Source organism: Micromonospora sp. NPDC049048, from assembly GCF_043197615.1.
GTDB lineage: Bacteria > Actinomycetota > Actinomycetes > Mycobacteriales > Micromonosporaceae > Micromonospora.
This window is the reverse complement of record NZ_JBICTM010000007.1, coordinates 189150-206498: the sequence shown is the minus strand read 5'-3', so window position 1 is coordinate 206498 and position 17349 is coordinate 189150. Positions and strand designations below refer to the sequence as shown.

Below are 17349 nucleotides of genomic sequence, written 5' to 3'. Positions count from 1 at the left end.
TCGCCCGGTTGTCGGCCGGGTAGGCGGATCTGATGAGTTCCCCCGGCGCGGAGAGCGCGGACGCCGTCGTCGTCGGAGCCGGCCACAACGGCCTGGTCGCCGCCAACCTGATGGCCGACGCGGGCTGGGACGTTCTCGTGTTGGAGGCCACCGCGGCCCCCGGCGGTGCCGTGCGTTCCGCCGAGGTGACCGCCCCCGGCTACCTGAGCGACCTCTACAGCTCCTTCTACCCGCTCGGCTACGCCTCGCCCGTGCTGCGTGGGCTGGGGCTGGACCGGTACGGGCTGCGCTGGCGGCACTCCCCGGACGTGCTGGCCCACCTGCTGCCCGACGGACGGGCGGCGGTGCTCAACCGCGACCCGGAGGCCACGGCGGCGTCGCTGGAGGCGTTCGCGCCGGGCGACGGCAAGCGCTGGCTGCACGCGTACGACGACTGGCGTCAGGTGGCCGAGCCGATGCTGGAGACCATCACCACGCCCTTCCCGCCGGTACGCGGGGGCCTGACCCTGCTGCGCCGGCTGCGGGTGGCCGGGGCGCTGCGACTGGCCCGACGGCTGGTGGTGCCGGTGCGCAAGCTCGGCGACGAACTCTTCGATGGCGAGGGCGGCCCGGCGTTGCTGGCCGGTTGCGCCCTGCACACCGACCTCTCACCTGAGGAGGCCGGCTCGGGCGTGTACGGCTGGCTGCTCGCCATGCTCGGTCAGCAGGTCGGCTGGCCGGTCCCCGACGGCGGCGCGCAGAAGATCACCGACGCGCTGGTGGCCCGGTTGACCGAGCGCGGCGGCCGGATCCTCTACGGCGCACACGTCGACCGGGTGCTGACGGCCCGCGGCCGGGCGATGGGCGTGCGTACCGTCGGCGGCACCCTCTGGCAGGCCCGCCGCGCGGTGCTCGCCGACGTCCCCGCCCCCGCCCTCTACCTTGACCTGGTCGGCGCGGCGGCGCTGCCGCCCCGGCTGGTGGAGGACCTGGCCCACTTCCGCTGGGACGGCTCGACGCTCAAGGTGGACTGGGCGCTGTCGGCTCCGGTGCCGTGGACCAACCGGGCGGTCGCCACCGCCGGCACGGTGCACCTCGGCGCGGACCTGGACGGGCTCACCAGCTACGCCGCCGCGCTGGCCCGCAAGGAGATCCCGCGCGACCCGTTCCTGCTGCTGGGACAGATGACGGTGGCCGACCCGAGCCACTCGCCGCCGGGCACCGAGTCGCTGTGGTCGTACACCCACCTGCCGTTTCGCCGGCACTGGCGCGCCGAGGACATCGCCGCGCACGTCGAGCGGATGGAACAGGTGCTGGAGGAGGCGGCCCCGGGCTTCCGGAGCCTCATCGTCGGGCGGCACGTGGCCGGCCCGGCCGACCTGGAGGCGGGCGACCCCAGCCTGGTCGGCGGCGCGCTGGGCGGTGGCACGGCTGCCGCGTACCAGCAGCTGTTCCTGCGCCCGATCCCCGGCCTGGGCCGCGCGGACACACCGGTGGACCGGCTCTTCCTGGCCAGCGCGTCGGCGCACCCGGGCGGCGGCGTGCACGGCGCCCCGGGCGCGAACGCCGCCCGCGCCGCGCTGGCCCGCGACCGCGCCCTCACCGGCCCGTTGTACGCGGCCGGAATCGACGCCGCGCACCGGGCGGTCTACCGCTGACCGCCCCTGGTGCCGCTGACCGCCCCTGGTGTCGCTGACCGCCGCTGGTGTCGCTGACTGCCCCTGGTGTCGGTGTCCGCCGCTGGTGCCGCTGACTGCCCCTGGTGTCGGTGCCCTCCGCTGGTGCCGGTGCCCGCCCCTGGTGCCGGTGTCCGCCGCTGGTGCCGCTGACCGCCCCCGGTGCCCGCCGCCGTTGGCCCGACCTGCTGACTGCATCCGGGTTCTGACACAGCCGCCCGATCCCGGGAAGCCCTGGCCTACCTGCGCGACTTCCTGGCCCGACGCGGGCGACGCTTGGACCGGACTGGGTTACGCAGAGTGAGGCCACTGTGGGTGGAGGGGGATCATTGCTTCGCCCTTTGCTCTGCAGCCATATACGCAACGGTTACTGAAGGTGACCTCTGCTGGCTGCCGCGCCCGTGTCGCCGATCGCAAAAGTCCAGCTCGGTGAGCTGGTGCGTCCGTGGCTGCAGAGCAAAGGGCCGACGGGGAGGTTGGGGTGCCTTCACGCGAGGGTCACTCAAAGTGAGGTGACGGTTGGTAGTCGTGGGGCGCGGTGATCGGACGGCTCGGCGGGTGAGGGTCTCTCAGGCGCCCGCCAGCCGCCCACCTGCTGGGGCCAGGCCGGGCTACGCCGATCCGCCTCGCCCCGCCCCGCCATGCCCGCCCAAGCCCTGCCGCCTCGCCCGCTGTCGCGCTGCCTTGCCCGCCGTCCTCCACTGCGCTGCCCGCCGTTCCCCGACTGCGCTGCCTGCCGCCTCGCCAGTCGGGCGGGCCGTTGGCTCGTCCGACCCACCCGCCGGGGTCCGGCAGGAGGCATGGCAAGGCGGTGGGGCGGCAGTGCCCGGGTGGGCGGCGACGGCGGGCAGAAGGCAGGGCGGAGGGTGGGGGATCGAGAGGCCGGGCGGACCCGACGCGTCAGCGTTCGATGTTGCGGTGCTTGCTGCGCAGCTTGAACGGCATCAGCGCGCTCTCGATCTTGGTCGCGGTGGTCATCTTGGACGCGCCGTCGCGCCGCTCCTCGAAGCGGATCGGCACCTCCAGGATGGTGTGCCCCAGCTTGGTGGCCAGGTAGTGCATCTCCACCTGGAAGCTGTAGCCGTTGGACTGCACCCGCTCCAGGCCGATGTCGCGCAGCGCGTCCGCCCGCCAGATCTTGAAGCCGGCGGTGAGGTCGCGGATCCGGACCCGCAGCAGCGTGTGCACGTACAGGTTGGCCCAGCCGCTGAGCGCCCGCCGGTAGAGCGGCCAGTTCTCGTCCAGTTCGCCGCCGGGCACGTACCGGGAGCCGATCACCACGCCGGCCTGGGTGGAGAGCAGCGCGCCGAGCATGCCCGGCAGCGCCTCCGGCGGGTGCGACAGGTCGGCGTCCATCTGCGCCACGTACTCGGCGCCGCCGTCGAGGGCGCGCCCCATGCCGTCCACGTACGCCCGGCCCAGGCCCTCCTTGCCCGCCCGGTGCACGACCTCGACCCGGTCGGGGTGCTCGATGGCCAGCTTGTCGGCCACCTCGCCCGTGCCGTCCGGCGAGTTGTCGTCGGCGACCAGGATCTTCAGGCCCGGCAGTGGCAGGGCCAGCAGTCGCTCGACCAGCACCGGGAGGTTGCCCGCCTCGTTGTAGGTGGGAACCACGACGGTCAGGCGTGCGTCCCGCCACGGCACGGGCAACTGCACGGGTTCGATCATGTCGGACATCCTCGGTCGGCGGACAGGGCTCCCTGAGAGCGTAGCCAGTTGCCACATCCGGGTCGAAAAGGCCACCCCTACCGCCCCGTCTTCCGCCCCCGACGAGGACGGATCCGGGTCAGCAGAGGCGCCGGACCAGCGCGGTGAGGGCCACCGTCAACCCGGCCAGCGCGACGCCGGAGACGGCCGGCGCTGCGTCACCCGTCCCCCTTCTGCCGCATCGCGATGTCGGCCAGCCGCCTCAGGGTCTCCTTGTTGCGCTGGTGCAGCACCAGGTCGTTGACCTTGTTGCGCACCCACCGCAGCGGGCCGGCGGCGAAGTCCTCGCCGATGCGTACGCGCGTCGCGCCCGTGCCCACCGCCTCGAGGGTGAACACGACGACGGCCTCCCCGGCGGGCCAGAGGCCGGCGCGCAGCACCAACCGGTGCGGCGGCTCGCAGGTCAGCACCGTGGACGAGTCGTGCAGCGAGAACGGCCACGGCCCGGCCTTGTGGTGCAGCTGGCTGCCCACCCGGGGCCAGGCGTCGTCCACGTCGCGCACGTGCACCGTGCCCACGACCCAGTCGCTGTACGTCCAGCCGTCCGCGAGCACCGCCCAGACCTGCTGCGGGGAAGCGTCGATCACTTTCTCCACAATCGCCACTAAGCTCCCATACCCCGGGCGTGGCCGAGGCTAACGGCGCCGGTGGGTTAGCTTCTCCCCGGCGACGGGTATCGGCACGTTTACTCCCCGGGGCGCAGGGAACCCGCCGGCTGTGCGACAGGACCAGGTGGAGCCGGATCAGCGCAGGTCAGCCCGGGTTTTTGCCGGCGCTGGCGTGGCGGGGTCCGGGCCCGTCCTGTTCGACGCGGTGCTGCTGGACCGCGACGGCACGCTGATCGAGGACGTGCCGTACAACGGCGATCCCGAGAAGGTACGGCCGATGCCGGGGGCACGGGCCGCCCTGGACCGGTTGCGGGCGGCGGGCCTGCGGCTGGCGGTGGTGACGAACCAGTCGGGCCTGGCCCGGGGCCTGTTCACCGAGGCGCAGATGCGGGCGGTGCACGCCCGGGTCGAGCAGCTGCTGGGGCCGTTCGACGCCTGGGCGGTGTGTCCGCACGACGACGGTGACGGTTGCGGGTGCCGCAAGCCGGCGCCGGGGCTGGTGCACGCGGCGGCACGGCAGTTGGGCACGGTGCCGTCGCGGTGCGTGCTGGTGGGGGACATCGGGCGGGACATGACCGCCGCGTCGGCCGCAGGCGCGTCCGCGATCCTGGTGCCCACGCCGGTGACCCGACCGCAGGAGGTGGCCGCCGCGCCGCAGGTGGCGCCCGACCTGCCGGCGGCGGTGGCGGAGATCCTGCGCCGGCAGGCGGCGGTCGACCCGGGCGGCGGGCGGCGGGCGGGGACGGTGCTGGTGGTACGCGCCGACTCGGCGGGGGACGTGCTGGTCACCGGGCCCGGCATCCGGGCCGTCGCCGCCGGCGCCGAGCGGGTGGTACTGCTGTGCGGGCCACGGGGACGCGCCGCGGCGGAACTCCTGCCCGGCGTCGCCGAGATCGTCGAGCACCGGCTGCCCTGGATCGACCCCGAGCCCGAGCAGGTCGACCCCGCCGACATGCGTCAGCTCGTCGACCGACTCGCCGCCGTGGACGCCGACGAGGCCGTCGTCTTCACCAGCTTCCACCAGTCGCCCCTGCCCCTGGCGCTGCTGCTGCGCCTGGCCGGCATCCGCCGGGTCAGCGCCATCAGCGACGACTACCCGGGCAGCCTGCTCGACGTACGGCACCGCGTGCCGGCCGGCGTACCCGAAGCGGAACGCGCGCTGTCGCTCGCCGCCGCCGCCGGATTCCCCCTCGCCGACCACGACGGACCCGCCCTGCGCCTGGGGCCGGTGCCGGCCCCGCCGCCGGAGGCCGGCGCGCCGGGATACGTGGTGCTGCACCCCGGCTCGGCGGCGCAGGCCCGGGGCTGCCCACCCGAGCTGGCGGCGCGGATCGCCCTCGCCCTGACCGCCGCCGGCCACCGGGTGGTGGTCACCGGCGGCCCCGACGAGCGGGAACTGACCGCCCGGGTGGCCGGCGACGTCGCCGTCGACCTGGGCGGGCGGACCGGCCTCGCCGGGCTGGCCGCGACGATCGCCGGCGCCGGCGCGGTCGTGGTCGGCAACACCGGCCCCGCCCACCTCGCCGCCGCCCACGGCGTGCCGGTGGTCAGCCTCTTCGCCCCCACCGTCCCGTTCGGGCAGTGGGGGCCGTGGCGGGTGCCCACGGTACGCCTCGGCGACGCGGAAGCGCCCTGCCGGGACACCCGGGCGGCCCGCTGCCCGGTGCCCGGACACCCCTGCCTCAGCGGCGTCGAACCCGGTCAGGTCCTCGACGCGCTGCGGCTGCTCGGGGTGCGCCCACCGCCCACCCCGGCGGGGCGGCCGGCGTCGCCCGGCGGCCGGGAAGCCGGCGCGCTGGCGGCAGCCGACACCGGCGGGAGCGGCTGATGAACCTGCTGCTCTGGCACGTGCACGGCTCCTGGACCACGTCGTTCGTGCACGGCAAGCACCGGTACCTGGTGCCCGTCACCCCGGACCGGGGCCCCTACGGCCTCGGCCGCGCGCGCACCTACCCGTGGCCCGACACGGCCGTCGAGGTGACCCCCGAGCAGCTGCGCACCGCCGACGTGGACCTGGTCGTCCTGCAACGCCCCGAGGAGATCGACCTCGCCGAGCGGTGGCTCGGCCGGCGGCCCGGCCGCGACGTTCCCGCCGTCTACGTCGAGCACAACACGCCCAAGGACGGCGACGTGCCCAACAGCCGCCACCCGATGGCCGACCGCGACGACCTGCTCATCGCCCACGTGACCGGCTTCAACCAGCTCTTCTGGGACACGGGCGCCACCCGTACCACAGTGGTCGACCACGGGATCGTCACCCCTGCCGCCGAGTACACGGGTGAACTCGACCGGCTCGCCGTGGTGATCAACGAACCGGTACGCCGCTGGCGGGTCACCGGCACCGACCTGCTGCCCCGCTTCGCCGAGATCGCCCCGCTGGACGTCTTCGGCATGAAGGTCGCCGGGCTGGCCGAGCACCTGGGCCTGCCGGCCGACCGGATCGCCAGCCACGACGACATCCCCCAGCACCGGATGCACGCCGAGTTGGGGCGGCGGCGGGCGTACCTGCACCTGTGCCGGTGGACGTCGCTGGGGCTGAGCCTCATCGAGGCGATGTCCATCGGGATGCCGGTGGTCGCGCTCGCCGCCACCGAGGCGGCGATGGCGGTGCCGCCCGGGGCGGGAGCGCTGTCCACCCGGCTCGACACCCTGCTCGACGCCGCCCGCCGGTTCGTCGACGACCCGGCGGCGGCACGCCGGGCGGGCGAGCAGGCCCGCACCGCCGCCCGCAACCGCTACGGCCTCGACCGTTTCCTCGCCGACTGGGACCGGCTGCTGGAGGAGGAAGTATGCGCATCGCGATGATCTCGGAGCACGCCAGCCCGCTCGCCATCCTGGGCGGCGAGGACGCCGGCGGTCAGAACACGCATGTCGCCGAGCTCTCCGCCGCCCTCGCGGCCGCCGGACATGACGTGCGGGTCTACACCCGCCGCGACGCCGTCGACCTGCCGGTCACGGTACGCAGCCCCGACGGCTACGACGTGGTGCACGTCCCGGCGGGGCCGGCCGAGCCGGTCGCCAAGGACGCCCTGCTGCCGCACATGAAGGAGTTCAGCCGCTGGCTGGTCGAGCGGTGGCGGGGCACCGACTGGGTGCCCGAGGTGATCCACGCGCACTTCTGGATGAGCGGCCTCGCCGCCCTGGCCGCCGGCCGGCAGACCGGGGTGCCGGTCGTGCAGACGTACCACGCCCTGGGGGCGGTCAAGCGGCGGTACCAGGGCGTGCAGGACACCAGCCCGGCCCGCCGGATCGGCTACGAGCGGGAGCTGGGCCGGGCCGTCGACCGGGTCATCGCCCAGTGCCGCGACGAGGTCGGCGAACTGGTCCGGATGGGCGTGCCCCGGTCCCGGATGACGGTCGTGCCGTCCGGCGTCAACCTGGGCACGTTCGCCCCGCTCGGGCCGACCGCCGAACGGCAGGACGGCCGGCCGCGGATCCTGACCGTGGGCCGGCTGGTCGAGCGCAAGGGCTTCCAGACCGTCGTGCGGGCCATGGCGTACGTGCCGGAGGCCGAGTGCGTGGTGGTCGGCGGGCCGCCCGCCGGGCTGCTGGAGACCGACCCGTACGCCCGCCGGCTGCGCGCCCTCGCGGTCAGTTGCGGGGTGGCAGACCGGGTGCGGCTGGTCGGGGCGGTGCCCCGCGAGGAGATGGGCCGCTGGTACCGCTCGGCGGACGTCCTGGTGGCCGCGCCCTGGTACGAGCCGTTCGGGCTCACCCCGCTGGAGGCGATGGCCTGCGGCGTGCCCGTGGTCGGTACGGCCGTCGGCGGGATCAAGGACACCGTGGTCGAGGGCGTCACCGGCGACCTGGTGCCGGCCCGGGACCCCCGCGCGCTGGGCGCCGCGATCCAGGGGCTGCTCGACGACCGGATCCGCCGCTTCGCGTACGCGACGGCGGCGCGGGAGCGGGCCCGGCGGCGGTACTCCTGGGCGGCCACGGCAGAGCGGCTCGTGGAGGTCTACGGTGACGTCGCATCCGTCCGCCGGCCGACCGGGGTGGTGGCCGGATGACGGAGGCCACCCCGCTGGACGCGCACCTGACCAACCTGGCGGCGGCGCTGGTGCCCTTCCGGCGGCACGAGACGCTGCTGGCCCGGTGGGGCGCGGAGCTCGCGGGCCGGCTGGTCGACGGCGCCCGGCTGCTGGTGGCCGGCAACGGGGGCAGCGCCGCCGAGGCGCAGCACCTCACCGCCGAACTCGTCGGCAAGCTCCACGACGACCGCCAGCCCCTGTCCGCCATCGCGCTGCACGCCGAGACCTCGGCGATGACCGCCATCGGCAACGACTACGGCTACGACGAGGTCTTCGCCCGCCAGGTGCGCGCCCACGGCCGCGCCGGCGACGTCCTGCTGCTGCTGTCGACCAGCGGCGCCAGCGCCAACCTGCTCGCCGCCGCCCGCGCCGGCCGCGACGGCGGACTCACCTGCTGGGCCCTGACCGGCCCCACCCCCAACCCCCTGGCGGAGCTGTGCCACGACGTCCTCGCCGTCGGCTCGCCCGACAGCCAGGTCGTCCAGGAACTCCACCTCGTGACCAGCCACCTCCTCTGCGAGTACGTCGAGCGGGCGCTGCCGGTGGCGCCCGTACGGACCGGGGTCGAGGTGGTGCTCGACGGCGGAGCGGGTCGGCAGGCCCGGGGCGTGATGAGGAGGGAAGCGTGAGGGGACCCGTCGTGGTGGTCGGTGACACCCTGCTGGACCGGGACGTCGAGGGGGTGGTGAACCGGCTCTGCCCGGACTCGCCGGTGCCGGTGCTGGACGAGACCGCGCACGTCGACCGGCCCGGCGGCGCCGGGCTCGCCGCCGTCTTCGCCGCCGCGCAGGGCGCCGACGTGGTGCTGGTGACCGCGCTGGCGGACGACGCGGGCGGGGCCCGGCTCAGCTCGTTGCTCACCGACGCCGGCGTGCAGGTGTATCCCCTCGGGCTCAGTGGCGGCACGCCCGAGAAGGTCCGGCTGCGGGCCCGGGGCCGGGTGCTGCTGCGCCACGACCGGGGCGGCGCGGACGGCACACCGGGCGAGCCGTCGGAGGCGGTGCTGCGGATGATCGCGCGGGCCTCCGCCGTGCTGGTCAGCGACTACGGGCGGGGCGTCGCCCGGCAGCCCGCGCTGCGGGCGGCGTTGGCCGCCACCCGGGCGCCGGTGGTCTGGGACCCGCACCCGCGGGGGCCGGCGGCCGTCGCGGGCGTGCACCTCGTGACCCCCAACGAGTCCGAGGTGCGGGAGCTGGTCACGGTCGCGCCGGGCGCGAGCCGGCTGGCGACGGCGGCACGGGGCGCGCAGGGGTTGCGTCAACGCTGGCACGCCGGCGCGGTCGCGGTGACCCTGGGCGGGGACGGCGCGCTGCTCTGCCACGCGGGCGCGACGCCGATGGTGGTGCCCGCCCCGATCACCGCCGAGGGGGACACCTGCGGCGCAGGCGACCGGTTCGCGGCCACCGCCAGCCTGGCCCTGGCGCGGGGGGCGCTGGTCTCCGAGGCGGTGCAGGAGGCGGTGGCCGAGGCGTCGGCGTACGTGGCCGGTGGGGGAGTGGCGACGGCGCTGCCGAGGCCGGCGCGTCCGCTCCCGCCGGCGGTCTCCAGCCCGGGCGGCGAGCGCGTCGGCGTGGCCGCGGCGGCCGGCGTGGTGTCGGCGGTACGCGCGGCCGGCGGCACGGTGGTGGCCACCGGTGGCTGCTTCGACCTGCTGCACGCCGGGCACGTGGCGACGTTGCAGGCGGCCCGGCAGCTCGGCGACTGCCTGGTGGTCTGCCTCAACTCCGACGCCAGCGTGGCGGGGCTGAAGGGCCCGGACCGGCCGGTGACCCCGCAGGGCGACCGGGCCCGGCTGCTCGCGGCGCTGGGCTGCGTCGACGCGGTCATGATCTTCGACGAGTCCACCCCGCACGCGGCGCTGTCGTGGCTGCGGCCGGACGTGTGGGTGAAGGGCGGCGACTACGCCGGCGACGGCGGAGAGCCGGCCCTGCCCGAGGCGGAGGTGCTGCGCCGGTGGGGCGGGAACGCGGTGGTGGTGCCGTACCTGGACGGCCGCTCCACCACCGGGCTGATCGCCGCCGCCCGCTCCACCGGCGTCGTCGGACCGGATGGCGGGCCGCCGCTCACCGACACCGTGCCGCCGGCCGGCCCCGCCCCCGGCGGCGCGTCGGGCAGGCCCGGCGGTGAGCCCGGACGGGCGCGGGCCAGCCTCGCCAGGCCGACGCCGGCGGAGGGCAACCGGTGAGCGGCGGGTCGCCCGGCGTGGGGCGCACCGTGCTGGTCACGGGCGGATCGAGCGGCCTGGGCGCCGCCGTGGTCGCGGCCGTGGCCCGGGACGGCGGACGGCCGCTGGTGCTGGACCGGCAGGCGCCCGCCGACGGGGTGCCGTGGGTGGAGTGCGACCTGGCCGACACCCGCGCCGCGGAGGCCGCCACGCGGCAGCTGGCCGAGCGCTCGGGCGGGCTGGACGCGGTGGTCACCGCGGCGGGGATGGACGTGCCGGGGAAGCTGGCGGACGTGCCCGGCGAGACCTGGGACCGGATCGTGGCCGTGGACCTGCTCGCCACGGCGGCCGTGGTACGGGCCGCGCTGCCCTTCCTGGAGGCATCCCGGGGCAGCATCGTCACCGTCGCCTCCACGCTGGGGGTGAAGGCCGTCGCCGACGCGACCGCGTACTGCGCGGCGAAGTTCGGGGTCGTCGGCTTCACCCGGGCGCTCGCCGCCGAACTGGCCGGCAGGGTGGGGGTCACCCTGCTCGTCCCCGGCGGGATGCGCACGGCCTTCTTCGACGAGCGCGACGCCGCGTACAAGCCCGGGCCCGACGCCGTGCTGAACGATCCCGCCGACACCGCCGCCGCCATCATGTTCGCGCTGTCGCAACCCGCCGGCTGCGCCGTGCGCGAGATGGTCGTCTGCGCCGACCAGGAGACCTCCTACCCGTGATCCTCGCCCTGCGCGCGCTCGGCGTCGGCGACCTCGCCACCGCCGCCCCGGTCCTGCGCGCCCTGCGCGCCGCCCATCCGGACCGGGAACTCGTCCTCGCCGCGCCCGGCTGGCTGGCGCCGCTGGTCGACCTGGTCGGCGGCGTCGACCGGCTGGTGCCCACCGACGGGCTCGGCCGCCCCGACGCGGCCCTGCGGTCGCCGTACGCCGCCGTCAACCTGCACGGTCGGGGCCCCGAGTCGCACCGGATGCTCGCCGGCACCCGCCCCGGCCGGCTGCTCGCGTACGCCAGCCCGGAGGCCGGTCACCACGACGGCCCCGCCTGGCGCGCCGACGAACACGAAGTCGACCGCTGGTGCCGGTTGCTCGACTGGTACGGCATCCCCGCCGACCGTACGGACCTGGACCTGCGGCGCCCGGCCGCCGGCGACGTCCCGACCGGGGTGACCGTGCTGCACCCGGGTTCCAAGATCCCGGCGAAGCGCTGGCCGCCCGGGCGGTTCGCCGCGCTGGCCCGGACCCTGGCCGCCCGGGGGCACCGGGTGGTGCTCACCGGCAGCCCCGCCGAGCGGGCGACGGCGCAGCGGATCGCGCAGGCGGCCGGACTGCCCGCCGACGCGGTGCTGGCCGGCCGTACGGACCTGGGCCGGCTGGCCGCGCTGGTCGCGTACGCCCGGTTGGTGGTCAGTGGGGACACGGGCGTGGCGCACCTGGCGACCGGCTACCGCACCGCCTCGGTGGTGCTCTTCGGGCCGGTCTCCCCGGCGTTGTGGGGGCCGCCGCCGGAGCGGGACCGGCACCGGGCGCTCTGGGCGGGCACGGAGGGTTCGCCCAGGTGGGAGGGGGTAGGAAGCCATCCGACGTTGGCGGCCATCGGGGTCGACGAGGTGGTGGCCGCCGTGGACGAGGTGGAACGGGCGGTGCGGGTCTCCGGTGCGGTTGCGGCGTAGCGACCCGGGCAGACCGGGGTACGGGCGGCGCCGGCGCGGTCGGGGCTGGCTCTTCCTCGACCCGTCGGGGCAGCCGGTGCGCGAGGGCGACCAGCTGGGCCGGCTGCGCGAGCTGGTGATCCCGCCCGCCTGGCGGGACGTCTGGATCTGCCCGTACCCGAACGGGCACATCCAGGCCACCGGCATCGACGCGGCCGGACGCAAGCAGTACCTCTACCACCCGACGTGGCGCGAGAAGCGCGACGAGGCGAAGTTCGACCACGTGCTGGAGGTGGCCCGCCGGCTGCCGGTGCTGCGCGAGCGGGTCGGGCGGGACCTGGCCGGCCGGGGGCTGCACCGCGACCGGGTGCTGGCGACGGTGACCCGGCTGCTGGACATGGGGACGTTCCGCGTCGGCAGCGACCAGTACGCGGCCGGCGACGACCCGACGTTCGGCGTGTCGACCCTGCGCCCCGAGCACGCCCGCTCCCGGGGCGGCTGTGTGGTGTTCGAGTTCCCCGCGAAGGGCGGCGTCGAGCAGGTGCGTCGCATCGAGGACCCGGAGCTGTGCCGGGTGCTGATCAACCTGCGTCGCCGGCGGCGGTCGGCGGACCGGCTCTTCGGCTACCGCGACGGCGGGGACTGGCGCGACGTGCGCAGCGACGAGGTCAACGAGTACCTGCGTGACGCCAGCGGCGGCGAGATGACGGCGAAGGACTTCCGCACCTGGCACGCCACGGTGCTGGCGGCGACCGAGCTGGCGACGGTGGGGCCGCCGCGCTCGGCCACCGCCGGCAGGCGGGCGGTGGCGGCGGTGATGCGTGACGTCGCGGAGCTGCTCGGCAACACCCCCACCGTGGCCCGCACGTCCTACGTCGACCCGCGCGTGGTCGACCTCTTCCACGACGGCGTGGTCGCCCCGGTCGACCCCGCGACGCCGCGCGAGAAGGCCGAGCTGATCGTGCTCGAACTGCTGGAGGACGCCTGAGGCGGCCCGGCGCCGGTGCTGAGCGGGGGTGCCGGGACCGGACGGCCGCCCGCCTCCCCCGTGGCGGCGGGCGGCGCGCCACGGCCCCCGTCGGCGGTCCGACCCCCGCCGTGGAGGGGAGGGATCGGCCACCGCCGTCAGTCTGCCCCGACCGGGTTGACCGTGGACGCCGCCGGGTTGACTCTTCGTGCCGTCCTACTCCGCCTGGCCGGCTCGCCAAATCTGCGGCCCGACGCCGTGCGCCTTGCGGAAGACCCGGCTGAAGTGTGCCTTGTCGGGGAAGCCCCAGCGGGCCCCGATCGCCTGGATCGGCTGGCCGCGCAGGCCGGGGTCGGCGAGGTCGTGGCGGCACCGCGCCAGCCGCAGCTCGCGGATGTACGACGCGACCGTCGACTCCTCGGCCTCGAAGAGCCGGTGCAGGGTACGCAGCGAGACGTGGTGCGCGTCCGCCACGACCTGCGGGCTCAACGTCGCGTCCCCGAGATGCCGCTGGATGTACGCCCGCATCTGGGTGACGAGGGCGCGCCGGCGGACCTCGGTCGGCACCGCGTCCTCGGCCACCAGGTGCCGACCGAGCATCGTGGACACCAGGTCGAGCCCGACGGTGCCGAGGCGGGCGGCGTCCGCGGCGTGGTACTGCTCGGGATGGTGGGCGATCTGGAGGAGGAACTGGGCCAGCAGCGCGCCGATCCCCTCGGTGCCCGACATCCGGCCGCCGAGCAGCGGCGCCAGCCGGTCCGGTGACAGCGGCAGCGCGGCGTGCGGGATGACCACCACGACGGACCGGGCCGGGTCGCGGCCGCCGTCGTCGCCGAGGTGCCGCACCTCGTGCGGTCGCGACCCGTCGTAGAAGATGAACTCGCGGGGCCCCAGCACGCTGCGCTGACCGGCCTGGCTGACCGCCCCGTCACCGTTGACGGTGAGCGCCAGCGTGTAGATCTCGGGGGCGGACTCGCGCGTCAGCCGGGAGTTTCCGACTGCCTCCAGGGACGGATACCGGTAGTTGATCACCCGGAGCGGGTCGAGTTCGACGATCTCCGCCCGGGCGGCGAAGTCGTGCGCGTGCTCGGTGCTGATCCGCAGCGGCGACGCCGCACGCGCCACCAGGTCGAGCCACATCTCGAAGCGTTCGGCCGCCGGCACCTGCTCGGTGTCCACCGTGGTCCGCCGAAGCATCCGCTCCCCCCGTCCTCGCGCCGGTCCGGTGGCCATTGTCCATCGTGGTCATCGGCGGCTCAGTCCGTGGCCGTCCGGCTGCGGATCAGCACCTCGACGCCGTCGAGGATCCGGTCGAGGCCGAACCGCCACTCCTCGTCGAACTCCTCCTCCGACTCGATCTCGGCGTCCGTCAGCAGCTCGCGGATGGCGGGGTAGGGGCCGTGCCGGGTCAGCCGGGCGAGCTGCTGCCAGTACCGCGCGCCGACGTCGTCCGGGCTGAGCTGCTCGCGTGCCGCCGCCTCGGTCATGTCGGCGGTGAGCGTGGCCCAGTACCGGGCGTACCCGTTGACCAGCAGGATGGTCGAGAGCCGTTCGGTGCCGCGCAGGCCGGTGCCGCGCAGGGCGGCGAGCCCCTGCTCCATCCAGCGGACCCCGTTGGGGCCCATCGGCGGGCCGCCGACCGGCACCTGCCGGATCCACGGGTGGCGGCGGATCGCCGTCACGGTGCCGTACGCCCAGCGGGCGATGGCCGGCCGCCAGCCCTCGTCCGGGCCGCGTGGCGCGGGTGGCTCCCCGTACGCCGTGTCGGACATGAGTTCCAGCAGGTCGTTCTTGGCCGAGACGTAGCGGTAGAGCGACATGGTGGCCATGCCCAGCTCCCCGGCGACCCGGCTCATCGACACCGCTGCCAGCCCGTCGGCCTCGGCCACGCGGATGCCGGCGGCCACCACCTGCTCGATGGTGAGGCTGCGCCGGGGGCCCTTGCCGGGGCGTTCCCGCAGGCCCCAGGCGAGCTCGATGCTCTCCGGCAGCTCGACGTCGGCGTCGCTCATCCCCACCCCCGGTACGTGTCCTTGACGGCCATCCTAACTTCTGCGTATGTTCTACGCAGAACAGCGTATGTAATACGCAGAAGACGGAGGGTGAGGGGTGATGGAGACAGCAGCGGTGGAGACCGTCGGCCTGTGCAAGCGCTACGGCGGGGTGGCGGTGCTCGACGGACTGACCATGCGGGTGGCCCGGGGCAGCGTGTACGCCCTGCTCGGCCCCAACGGGGCCGGCAAGACCACGACCGTACGGATCCTGGCCACGCTCGCCCTGCCCGACGGGGGCGCGGCCCGGGTGGACGGTCACGACGTCGTCCGCGACCGGCGTCGGGTACGGCGGGCGATCAGCCTCGCCGGCCAGCACGCGGCGCTCGACGACCAGCAGACCGGCGCGGAGAACCTGCGCATGATGGCCCGGCTGATCGGGCTGTCCCCGGCCGCCGCCCGGCGGCGCAGCGCCGACCTCCTGGAGCGCTTCGACCTGGTGGCCGCGGGCAGTCGGCGGGTGGTGACCTACTCCGGCGGGATGCGCCGCCGGCTCGACCTCGCGGCCAGCCTGCTCGGCGAACCTTCCGTGATCTTCCTCGACGAGCCGACGACCGGCCTCGACCCGCGCAGCCGGCAGGGCCTGTGGGAGGTGGTCGCCGAGCTGGCCGGCGCAGGGGTGACCGTGCTGCTCACCACGCAGTACCTGGAGGAGGCCGACCGGCTCGCCGACCGGATCGCCGTGCTGCACGGCGGCCGGCTGGCCGCCGAGGGGAGCGCGGGCGAGCTCAAGCGCCGCTTCGGCGCCCACCGGCTGGAACTGACGTTGCACGACGCGCGGAGCTTCGCCGAGGCGGAGCGGCGCCTCGGCGACCGGGTCACGCACCGCGAGCCGGACCGGCTCGAGCTGGCCGTGGCCACCGGCGGCGACGCGGCGGAGATCCGCCACCTGCTCGACCGGGCCGACCCCGACCGGCGGGGCCTCGCCCGCTTCGTCGTCCGCGAGGCGACCCTGGACGACGTCTTCCTCACCCTCACCGGCGACCCGGTGGCCGCCCACCGGGAGGTTTCCCATGTCTGAGCTGACCCTGCGCCCGACCCGCGCCGGTGAGGCGCTCGTGATGGTGGCGCGCTGCCTGCGGCTGTCCCGCCGCAACGTCGACGCGCTGCTCACGTCGCTGCTGCTGCCGGTGCTGCTGATGCTGCTCTTCGTCTACCTGTTCGGCGGCGCGATCGACACCGGCACCCGGTACGTCACCTACGTCGTACCGGGCGTCCTGCTGCTCTGCGCCAGCTTCGGCGCGGCGACCACCGCCGTCAGCGTGACCACCGACCTGACCAACGGGGTCATCGAGCGGTTCCGCACGATGGACGTCAGCGCCACCGCGATCCTCGGCGGGCACGTCGCCGCCAGCATCGCCCGCAACACCGTCTCCACGGTGCTGGTGCTGGCCATCGCCGTCGGCATCGGCTTCCGCCCGGCCGTGGACCCGCTGCGCTGGCTGGCCGCGTTCGGGGTGCTGCTGCTCTTCCTGCTCGCCGTGTCCTGGCTGTCGGCGGCGTTCGGCCTGCTGGCCCGCACCCCGGAGGCCGCCAGCGGCTTCACCTTCCTGGCGATGTTCCTGCCCTACCCGAGCAGCGCGTTCGTGCCGGTGGAGACGATGCCGAGCTGGATCCACGGCTTCGCCGACCACCAGCCCGTCACGCCCGTCATCGAGACGCTGCGGGCCCTGCTGCTCGGCACCCCCACGGGCACGGCCCCGACCCTGGCCGTGGCCTGGTGCCTGGGCATCCTGGCGGTCTCGGTGCCGCTGACCGCCGTGCTGTTCCGCCGCCGCGTGGCCTGACCGCACCGTCCCGGCCGCGCCCGCCCCGATCGCGGCGCCGCCGGAGAGCTGGCCACCGGTCCCACCGGCGCTGTTCCGCCCGCCGGGCGGTGGGAACAACGGCGCGCCCACCTCCGCCGGCACACGCGACGGCGGCACCGGACGACTTCCGGTGCCGCCGTCGTCGTCGCGTCAGTCGTTGAGCACCTGGGCGAGCCGGTCGCGGAAGCGCCGCTCCGAGTCGCTGACCACGTCGCCGCCGAGGCCCAGGATGCCGCCGCTGGACGCCGCGCCCACGACCTGCTCGGCGATGTCCACCAGCCAGTGCTTGTACGCGCCGGCCTCGCCCTCGTCGGTCCGGGCGGCCAGCAGCGCCGCCGCCTCCTTGGCCCGGCCCAGCACGTCCTCGAGGTAGCCGCGTGGGTCGGACGGCGCGATGACCGGCAGCTCCTCGCCGGCCTCCGGGTCGCCCACCCGCGAGATGATCTCGCCGGCCACGGCCGCGACCAGCGGGCTGGCCGACTCCCGGCCGGCGGCGATGGTCTCCAGCCCGGCCGCGTTCTCCGCCATGGTGCGCCGGGTGCCGTCGGACTCGGCGGCGCTGGCCGCGGTCAGCACCGACTGCGGCAGGCCGACCAGCAGCCCCCACTCCTCGTCGGAGAAACCGAATCCGGTGTACGCCGGCTGCTCGATCACGGCAACGCCCCTTTCCGCACTGATGTCGCTCGTCGTCCCGGGCCCCGCCAGCGGTG

At 75.6% G+C, this 17349-nt stretch carries 16 protein-coding genes; 11 read left to right on the top strand and 5 right to left on the bottom strand.

Annotation, left to right across the window (positions count from 1 at the left end):
* Positions 1 to 32: 32 nt before the first annotated feature.
* The gene (locus ACGFIG_RS22910; RefSeq protein WP_393005942.1) at positions 33 to 1637 is read left to right on the top strand and encodes a phytoene desaturase family protein; all 1605 of its coding nucleotides are present in this window, start codon (positions 33 to 35) and stop codon (positions 1635 to 1637) included.
* A 918-nt stretch (positions 1638 to 2555) separates the two neighbouring features.
* Here the strand turns inward: ACGFIG_RS22910 and ACGFIG_RS22905 are convergent.
* Positions 2556 to 3323, bottom strand: a complete 768-nt coding sequence (locus ACGFIG_RS22905) for a polyprenol monophosphomannose synthase (RefSeq protein WP_357564546.1) — start codon at positions 3321 to 3323, stop codon at positions 2556 to 2558.
* A gap of 197 nt (positions 3324 to 3520) precedes the next feature.
* Positions 3521 to 3949, bottom strand: coding sequence for an SRPBCC family protein (locus tag ACGFIG_RS22900; protein ID WP_393005940.1), 429 nt, complete (start codon positions 3947 to 3949; stop codon positions 3521 to 3523).
* Positions 3950 to 4142: 193 nt separating this feature from the next.
* On the opposite strand from ACGFIG_RS22900, the gene ACGFIG_RS22895 reads away from it, so the two are divergent.
* Genes ACGFIG_RS22895 through ACGFIG_RS22860 form a run of 8 tightly spaced genes read left to right on the top strand, consistent with a single transcriptional unit; the run spans position 4143 to position 12801 of the window.
* Positions 4143 to 5798 (top strand): HAD-IIIA family hydrolase, encoded by a 1656-nt coding sequence (locus ACGFIG_RS22895; RefSeq protein ID WP_393005938.1) that lies wholly within the window; start codon positions 4143 to 4145, stop codon positions 5796 to 5798.
* Entirely contained in the window at positions 5798 to 6775 is a 978-nt protein-coding gene (locus ACGFIG_RS22890; RefSeq protein WP_393005936.1) for a glycosyltransferase, read from the top strand. Before ACGFIG_RS22895 ends, ACGFIG_RS22890 begins: the two co-directional genes overlap by 1 nt.
* Entirely contained in the window at positions 6760 to 7980 is a 1221-nt protein-coding gene (locus ACGFIG_RS22885; RefSeq protein ID WP_393005934.1) for a glycosyltransferase, read from the top strand. The genes ACGFIG_RS22890 and ACGFIG_RS22885 overlap by 16 nt, the downstream gene beginning before the upstream one ends.
* Positions 7977 to 8630, top strand: a complete 654-nt coding sequence (locus ACGFIG_RS22880; RefSeq protein ID WP_393005932.1) for an SIS domain-containing protein — start codon at positions 7977 to 7979, stop codon at positions 8628 to 8630. Before ACGFIG_RS22885 ends, ACGFIG_RS22880 begins: the two co-directional genes overlap by 4 nt.
* The gene (locus ACGFIG_RS22875; protein ID WP_393005930.1) at positions 8627 to 10186 is read left to right on the top strand and encodes a PfkB family carbohydrate kinase; all 1560 of its coding nucleotides are present in this window, start codon (positions 8627 to 8629) and stop codon (positions 10184 to 10186) included. Before ACGFIG_RS22880 ends, ACGFIG_RS22875 begins: the two co-directional genes overlap by 4 nt.
* Positions 10183 to 10884: an SDR family oxidoreductase gene (locus ACGFIG_RS22870; RefSeq protein WP_393005928.1), complete on the top strand. Its 702-nt coding sequence runs from the start codon at positions 10183 to 10185 to the stop codon at positions 10882 to 10884. The genes ACGFIG_RS22875 and ACGFIG_RS22870 overlap by 4 nt, the downstream gene beginning before the upstream one ends.
* The gene (locus ACGFIG_RS22865; protein ID WP_393005926.1) at positions 10881 to 11834 is read left to right on the top strand and encodes a glycosyltransferase family 9 protein; all 954 of its coding nucleotides are present in this window, start codon (positions 10881 to 10883) and stop codon (positions 11832 to 11834) included. Before ACGFIG_RS22870 ends, ACGFIG_RS22865 begins: the two co-directional genes overlap by 4 nt.
* Positions 11818 to 12801 carry a DNA topoisomerase IB gene (locus tag ACGFIG_RS22860; protein WP_393005924.1) on the top strand — a complete coding sequence of 328 codons (984 nt, stop codon included), beginning with the start codon at positions 11818 to 11820 and terminating at the stop codon, positions 12799 to 12801. Before ACGFIG_RS22865 ends, ACGFIG_RS22860 begins: the two co-directional genes overlap by 17 nt.
* Before the next feature lie 195 nt (positions 12802 to 12996).
* On the opposite strand, the gene ACGFIG_RS22855 is transcribed toward ACGFIG_RS22860, so the two are convergent.
* A complete protein-coding gene (locus tag ACGFIG_RS22855; protein WP_393005922.1) occupies positions 12997 to 13977 on the bottom strand; it encodes a helix-turn-helix domain-containing protein in 981 nt (326 codons plus the stop codon).
* A 59-nt stretch (positions 13978 to 14036) separates the two neighbouring features.
* The gene (locus tag ACGFIG_RS22850; RefSeq protein WP_393005920.1) at positions 14037 to 14792 is read right to left on the bottom strand and encodes a TetR/AcrR family transcriptional regulator; all 756 of its coding nucleotides are present in this window, start codon (positions 14790 to 14792) and stop codon (positions 14037 to 14039) included.
* Positions 14793 to 14892: 100 nt separating this feature from the next.
* Between ACGFIG_RS22850 and ACGFIG_RS22845 the strand changes: the two genes are divergently transcribed.
* Both ACGFIG_RS22845 and ACGFIG_RS22840 read left to right on the top strand, forming a co-directional pair.
* Positions 14893 to 15852, top strand: coding sequence for an ATP-binding cassette domain-containing protein (locus ACGFIG_RS22845; protein ID WP_393005918.1), 960 nt, complete (start codon positions 14893 to 14895; stop codon positions 15850 to 15852).
* Complete coding sequence (locus ACGFIG_RS22840; protein WP_393005916.1) at positions 15845 to 16618, top strand: ABC transporter permease; 774 nt, start codon at positions 15845 to 15847, stop codon at positions 16616 to 16618. Before ACGFIG_RS22845 ends, ACGFIG_RS22840 begins: the two co-directional genes overlap by 8 nt.
* A gap of 171 nt (positions 16619 to 16789) precedes the next feature.
* Here the strand turns inward: ACGFIG_RS22840 and ACGFIG_RS22835 are convergent, their stop codons facing one another.
* The gene (locus tag ACGFIG_RS22835) at positions 16790 to 17293 is read right to left on the bottom strand and encodes a hypothetical protein (RefSeq protein WP_393005914.1); all 504 of its coding nucleotides are present in this window, start codon (positions 17291 to 17293) and stop codon (positions 16790 to 16792) included.
* Positions 17294 to 17349 lie beyond the last annotated feature (56 nt).